This window comes from Mesorhizobium sp. M7A.F.Ca.CA.001.08.2.1, from assembly GCF_003998455.1.
GTDB lineage: Bacteria > Pseudomonadota > Alphaproteobacteria > Rhizobiales > Rhizobiaceae > Mesorhizobium > Mesorhizobium ciceri.
The window spans coordinates 1-6,115 of sequence record NZ_RZPW01000362.1 but is presented as its reverse complement, the minus strand read 5'-3'; the positions used below and the strand labels follow the sequence as shown (position 1 = coordinate 6,115).

Here is a 6,115-nt window from a genome sequence, read left to right as displayed (position 1 = left end):
GGTGGGCAACGCAGATTGCTGCGCCCTGAATTGCTGCCCGGGAAGACGACGCGGACAGCATCATCCCGACCGCTTCCTGCAACGGAGGGGCGATCATTTCCATTACTATCGCCGTGTGCCCAGAGAGGTCAGGGACCTCGACGAGCGCTGCGTGCTCGTGCGCCGCGCCCTCGACAACACAGACCGGATAAAGGCGCGCACCGCCCGAGATCTCCATGAGGCTGCTGACAATGCTTTGTGGGCTTCGTTGATGCTGGTGAAAATCCACATCAAGCGCGTCGAGTCCCTGGGATTCGTCTATCGACCTCTCGCAGAGATATTGGTCGCCGAGCTCCTCGGCACGATCCTGCGGACTAGCCGAGAGCACGATAGGCGAGCCTGCCAAATCATCATCTGTTGACGCGGTCGGCGGCCGCCGAGAACAATACACACTGTCTATTCACTGCGCCGCTCGTTCGAAGACCGCATGAAGAACGGTAGGCTCGGCGAGGAGCTTCGGCGCATGTTGATGGGCTACCCGATCTACCGGCCGAAATATGGCGAGGACGGCGACATGAAGATGTGGCAACAGGAACTATGAAGATCGTGTGGCCGCTCGATCCTGGGATCGTATGACCCGCTGACGCACTGCGGCAAGACGTTCTTCCTTCGCCCGGTTGTCCTGCAAGGCGCGTTCCAAGTGGTCGTATAACGGGAGCCATGCCTCACCATGCTCACCTCGTGCCACAATGATTTCGGCGACGCGGTCGAGTACTCGCTCAATCCGCTGTGCCGTGACTGGTCGAGGCGTGGGCGAGTATCGCCTCACGGCTTCGCCCGTCCGCAAGGCCATGAATGCACCATGCCTTATGTGTAGCGGACTTTTTGGTGCAGTGAAGGCCTGTGTTCGGCTTGGGCTGCAATCGGCGGCTGCGGCTTGCAAATGTGAAAGGCTCTTTGCTCATCGGGGTTGGCAGCGGGAGGGCGATCGTCCGGACCCCCCGAATACGATAGCGCGAGTTGCCGGCGCAGCCCGTCCGTCATCTGGTCAACCGAGCCTCTCCTCCTCGTGAGCGCGTGGCAGATTGTTTGCTGCGGCGGCGTGATTGCCGCCGCAGAGAGTTTTAACGGTTAGTTCGTGTGCACTGCCAATCTTCGGCCCTGTCATCCAAGACGGCGCCAAGGGAACGTCTTCGATCACACCCACCCTGCGTGCCCAGGTCGCAAACGCCTTGTGCGCGGCCTCGACCGACTTGCGACCATCATACGCCGAGTAGCATGTATCACAGGCCGCTCCGTGGAGAAGGCCGCGCCTTTCGACCGGCCATTCTTCCAGAAATTCTATGGCATCCATGACGCAACCGATCTTTTTGAGAACGAAACTGTCATCTCGCACGAAAATCGGCTGTTTGAACGTAGCGCTCTCCATCTTGACCTCCCTTCAAGCCCTAAAGCGGCGCTTGTGTCTCTTCGGGTGACGCAGGATGATTCCTCGGCAAACATGCCGGTCTGCGTGACGCCTTCGGCACAGAGAGGATATTGGAAATGCCTCTTTTCAGTTCAAGAGAGAATTGGCCGGCCGAGCCCAGCAGCCTCTTGGCAATTGGCACCTCATCCCGCTGCCAGCGCGTCTGTCCGCGAGGCCCTCGGCCCCCCAACCTGCACGTCGGCGATCTTGCCGTCGCGTAGCAAGGCCTCTAACCGGCTATTTGGATTTGCGTCACGAGCTGCGTAGCTGGAAGAGCATCAGCGCAGCGAAGGCGGCGTTGTGTTTTCCTTTACTCATGTCCATTGCGGCCACTCCACACAGCGCGCGATATAGGTCGTCAAACGGAGCGCATCAATTCTGGCACGTCAACGCCTTTCATCGCCGCCGGCATCGTCTCGCGAAAAAAAGAGCGGGCCCGGAAGAGTCGGACCCGCCAGCGGCTATGATCAGGCTGCAGAGAGCGGTCGGTCATTCGCGAGCCAAAGGCTGGCTGCTGCCAGGGCAGCAACCACAGCGCCAGCGATGGCGTGCGACCACATTGCTGCCGCCAGGCCGGCAAAGCCAAGCACCCAAGGTGCGGCCACAATCCACAGGCCGACGACAAGGTTCGCCCATTCCTCATATTTGTGGAAGCCACCAACGCGCGCGCTGCGATCAGAACGGTGATTACGCCCGCGATGAAGGCGTGCCAGACGGCAACAGCATCGGCAGCATAGCCAAGGAGCCAAGGCGAGAGCGCCAGCGCGATGCCGGCAAGGATGTTTACGACATCGAGCGCCGGCCTGCTGCTGTCGGTCTTCAACATCGTCATTCTCCTTTCCTGCGTTTCAGTACGTCAATGTACCGCCCTTGAGTCGAGGGCGGGTGCGGCAGCGGGCCTGTTCGGCCCGATGCCGCAAAGCTTCTTGGGTCCGGATTTGAAACGGACGCAGTCCTTCGGCGAGATCGGCTCAGTCAGGAGGAAGGGTTCGATCTCCCGAGGTTCGAACGCATTGCCGGCGATCTCACTCAATGCGAGATGCGGCCGGCTCTTCGGCCTGGCCGCCAGCCGGGGCGCTGCGCCGCGCGCCAGTGCGCGCGCCCGCCCTGCTGCCGCGACCGCAAGCGCGAAGGGGTTCGGGATGGTCCGTTGGGCGTCGAAGACGATCAGTGGGTCCATTCTTGCCTCCATCATGCGGCTATCCGGGATCGTACCGGGCTGAGCCGAGTCTGGAATCTCTGGGTACTGCCTTCCAAGGCCAGCAGAGCGAGCTCAACCTCGTCCAATCGCGTGGGACGTGCATTTTCCGGCATGCCTTCAGCGGTGGCCAGGTCGATCAGGTACTCGTTCCAGGCCCAGTTCTTGAGCACGGCACGTTTCTCGTCGGGTGCGAGTACCGGGTCATCCACCACCTCCATCGGAGAGGCATAGAATGTCTCGGGCTCGGAAAGCGCCGTCTGTATGTGCGCTGCCTGTGCACCAGCGCCATAGTTGTGGCTTGCCTGGAGCCATGCCAATTGTAGCCGTTGCCAAACCACGTCGGAAAAGGCGTGCCTCTCCTCCGATGCTTGCCTGTTGCTGACCTTGGCCTGAGAGCCAGAAGATGGAGCCTGCACCACGTAGCTGAGGCCTTGGCGCTCCGCATAACGGATCGCCGCCTCCAGCGTCGGAAAATCCAGTTGAACCTGGGTCAGGGTGTCCCGGCCGCCCGTATAGCCCATCAGCGGCTCGATGAACGGGGCTGTGCGAGGTTCGAAGATCAATCGCCAGTCCTTGCGGGGCTTTGCCGAGGTCATGGCCGAGCGGCATGGCTGGTAGATCCGTGCCGTCACGCCGTCCGGAAACACTGACCGCCCCATTGACAAAGCCGGCTCGTCGACACGAGGCCGATTGTCATTGTCCGGCCGGCCGGAGGTCGTGGTTGGGCTTCTGATGTCGCTGCTTTGAGCTGTCTCCATTGTCTGTCCCTCCCATCATGAAGGGTGGTACGAGCAGCGGCCGTGACGGCCGCTGCTCATACTGCCGTGCGTCAGTTCTTGCCGTTGATTGCGATCCGCTTGGCCTTCGCCTGCGCCCGCTCGGTCTTGGGCAAGGTCACGGTCAGCACCCCGTTCTTGAAGGCGGCGTTGACCTTGTCTTCCTCGACCTCGTAGCCGAGCGGAATGAGGCGCTCGAAGCGACCGTAGAAGCGCTCGGAGAACTGCCGGTCTTTGTCCTCGGTCTCGGAACGCTTCTCGCCTTTAAGCTTGAGCGCCCCGTTGTCCAGCAGGACTTCTATGTCGCTCTCGTCCAGGCCGGGTATTTCCGCCGTGACGCGGACTTCCTTGTCCGTGTCGGAAATTTCGACGCTGGGCCAAGTGGCGGCAAAAGAGGGACTGAAGGCCGGCAGTCTGGCGCCGAAGCTGCGGAAGGCGTCATCGAACAGCCGGTTTACCTCCCGGTGGAGGGAGACGAAGGGGTCTCGATCTCCATCAGGGAAGAGACTGGGCGCCGAGTTTCCGTTGCCCCGGCCCCATGGGATCAAGTCACGTACGCTCATTGTCTTTCTCCTTTCGTAGGTCTGTGAGCCGGGCCGGACGCCCGGCTCAAGCGATGCCTTCATCGTGGATTGCTCAGGCCGCCAGCTTCTCGGTCTCGACCTTGGGGGCTTCGATCTTCGGCATGGGAGCCCCGCTGGAGATCTCGACCTTGCGCGGTTTCATCTCCTCGGGAACCTCGCGCTTGAGATCGATGCTCAGCAGCCCGTTCTCAAGGCTGGCGCCAGCAACTTTGACATGATCGGCCAGTTCGAACCGACGCTCGAAAGCGCGCCCGTTGATGCCGCGGTAGAGATACTGGCCGTTCTCATCGCCGGATTGCGACCCGCTCACGACCAGCATGTTGGGCTGGTGAGTGATGGTCAGCTGGTCCTGCGAGAAACCGGCGACCGCCATCGTGATGCGATAGTCATCATCATCAACCTTGGCGATATCGTAGGGCGGCCAGTTGTCGAACGAGGCCACACGGCTCGCATTTTCAAGCATGTCGACCATGCGGTCGAAGCCGATGCTGGACCGGTACAGGGGGGTAAAATCGAGGTTCATAACCACATCCTCCGTTTGAGCAACATGGATCATAGGAGGCGCCAAGAGCCTTGCCGCCTCCTGGTCTTGCCGGCCCCATCAGGCGACCGGCGACCATCAATTTAGAATCGCGACTTGCACCTTCAAGAGGTATTAGGAAAATTTTCAGCGGCAATCCGGGCGAAACGCACCCATGCCACCCCCCGCCGGCGGGGTCACTCGCCGACGGGTCAATGGTTCACGAACAATCAGGTCGCGCTTAAATCCGATCGATGAATGGCACGAACCCGGCCACCATCGCGCTGTCACTGCCATCAGGACCGGCAAGCTCGTCCGATTGATCCAATTGTTGCAATGCATCCATGATCGCATCGAAGCTGACTGGTTCACCCGCCCTCGGCAGCATGCGAAGCGCTGGCACGGATTCTACCGCGCAGGCATCCGACGCCCATGACGAAAGGATGGCGCGCTTCTCCTGACCGTCCAGGGCAACGTCGGCCAAAACGTCGTGGGGATGTTTGAAATGCCGTGCCGGATGCAGCAATCGGTCCAGAAAAACATCGGGGGCCACGGGTTCAATCGAGGCAAAATGGGTCGAAATGGCTGCTTCCATTGATGGTCCTCCGCTTCAGACAATCTCCTGCGTGTTTGAGTTTGGCGGCTCTCGCGATTCCCGCCAGACGAAATTTTGGGACGTCTCAAGCAAGTTTCAATGGCTTGGCACGGGTCACATTTCCCGTGGTCAACGCCTTAGAACCATTTTATCCAGCCCGTGAAACAATCGGCGAGAATCTCAGTTCTGACGTCGGGCGAAAATCAAGGACCCGAATCCGGCAGGAGAACCAGTCATGTCTTACCTCTCTAGGAACTTGTGCATTGGCTTGATCACAGGAGCCCTGATGCTCTCGACTGGCGGCCTTGCTCCGGCCACCGCACAGGAAATTCCGAACGACTTCAGCGCAATCGTGCGTCAGAAGCTGCCCGCGGTTGTCGCCATCACGACCAGGCAGATCATCCAGGATCAAACGACGCTCAACGACTTTCTCAATCCCTTCGACGGAGGAGGGCGTATCCAGCCCCAGGTGCGGGAAGCACTCGGCTCCGGCTTTGTGATCAGTCCCGAAGGCTACATCGTCACCAATAACCATGTCGTCGCCGACGCAACTGAGATTCACGTCGTGTTCTCCGACAAGGAGACGGCGCCCGCCCGGGTGGTGGGCCGCGATCCGGCAACCGACATCGCGGTATTGAAAGTCGATCCTCGGCCCAACATGACGGCGACGGCCTGGGGGGATTCGGACGCGATGCAACCAGGGGCCTGGACCATCGCCATCGGCAGTCCCTTCGGCCTCGGGGGCACGGTCACTGTCGGCGTCCTTTCTGCCCGCTCTCGCGATATCCAGGCCGGTCCTTACGACGATTTCCTGCAGACTGACGCCTCGATCAACAGAGGTAACTCGGGAGGTCCTTTGTTCAACGCGCGCGGCGAAGTCATCGGAGTCAACACGGCAATCGTGTCGCCGTCAGGCGGTAGCATAGGCATTGGGTTCGCGGTGCCCTCGCGCACAGCTCGGACTATCGTCGACCAACTGATCAGCACTGGCC

General features: G+C 60.6%; 8 protein-coding genes and 2 pseudogenes. 2 read left to right on the top strand and 8 right to left on the bottom strand.

Going from position 1 to position 6,115, the window contains the following annotated elements:
* Positions 1-400, top strand: a pseudogene (locus tag EN914_RS38740) (hypothetical protein); the annotation flags it as partial.
* A 627-nt stretch (positions 401-1,027) separates the two neighbouring features.
* Here the strand turns inward: EN914_RS38740 and EN914_RS20665 are convergent.
* The 8 genes and pseudogenes from EN914_RS20665 to EN914_RS20635 all read right to left on the bottom strand — a co-directional run bounded on the left by EN914_RS20665 (position 1,028) and on the right by EN914_RS20635 (position 5,123).
* A complete protein-coding gene (locus EN914_RS20665) occupies positions 1,028-1,408 on the bottom strand; it encodes a DUF982 domain-containing protein (protein WP_024505614.1) in 381 nt (126 codons plus the stop codon).
* 506 nt (positions 1,409-1,914) lie between these two features.
* Positions 1,915-2,037: an SPW repeat protein gene (locus EN914_RS40155; RefSeq protein WP_407067801.1), complete on the bottom strand. Its 123-nt coding sequence runs from the start codon at positions 2,035-2,037 to the stop codon at positions 1,915-1,917.
* Positions 2,038-2,162: 125 nt separating this feature from the next.
* Positions 2,163-2,273 (bottom strand): annotated as a pseudogene (locus EN914_RS40150) (SPW repeat protein); the annotation flags it as partial.
* 30 nt (positions 2,274-2,303) lie between these two features.
* Complete coding sequence (locus tag EN914_RS20655) at positions 2,304-2,627, bottom strand: hypothetical protein (protein ID WP_024505615.1); 324 nt, start codon at positions 2,625-2,627, stop codon at positions 2,304-2,306.
* An 11-nt stretch (positions 2,628-2,638) separates the two neighbouring features.
* Positions 2,639-3,406, bottom strand: coding sequence for an NADH dehydrogenase ubiquinone Fe-S protein 4 (locus EN914_RS20650; RefSeq protein WP_024505616.1), 768 nt, complete (start codon positions 3,404-3,406; stop codon positions 2,639-2,641).
* Positions 3,407-3,477: 71 nt separating this feature from the next.
* Positions 3,478-3,987, bottom strand: a complete 510-nt coding sequence (locus tag EN914_RS20645) for an Hsp20/alpha crystallin family protein (RefSeq protein WP_013525023.1) — start codon at positions 3,985-3,987, stop codon at positions 3,478-3,480.
* A gap of 73 nt (positions 3,988-4,060) precedes the next feature.
* Positions 4,061-4,537, bottom strand: a complete 477-nt coding sequence (locus EN914_RS20640; RefSeq protein WP_164752017.1) for an Hsp20 family protein — start codon at positions 4,535-4,537, stop codon at positions 4,061-4,063.
* A gap of 232 nt (positions 4,538-4,769) precedes the next feature.
* The gene (locus EN914_RS20635) at positions 4,770-5,123 is read right to left on the bottom strand and encodes a hypothetical protein (protein WP_024505617.1); all 354 of its coding nucleotides are present in this window, start codon (positions 5,121-5,123) and stop codon (positions 4,770-4,772) included.
* A gap of 286 nt (positions 5,124-5,409) precedes the next feature.
* Here EN914_RS20635 and EN914_RS20630 point away from each other — a divergent pair.
* Positions 5,410-6,115, top strand: a 706-nt coding sequence (locus EN914_RS20630; protein ID WP_407067800.1) for a trypsin-like peptidase domain-containing protein, incomplete at its 3' end; no start/stop codon positions are given.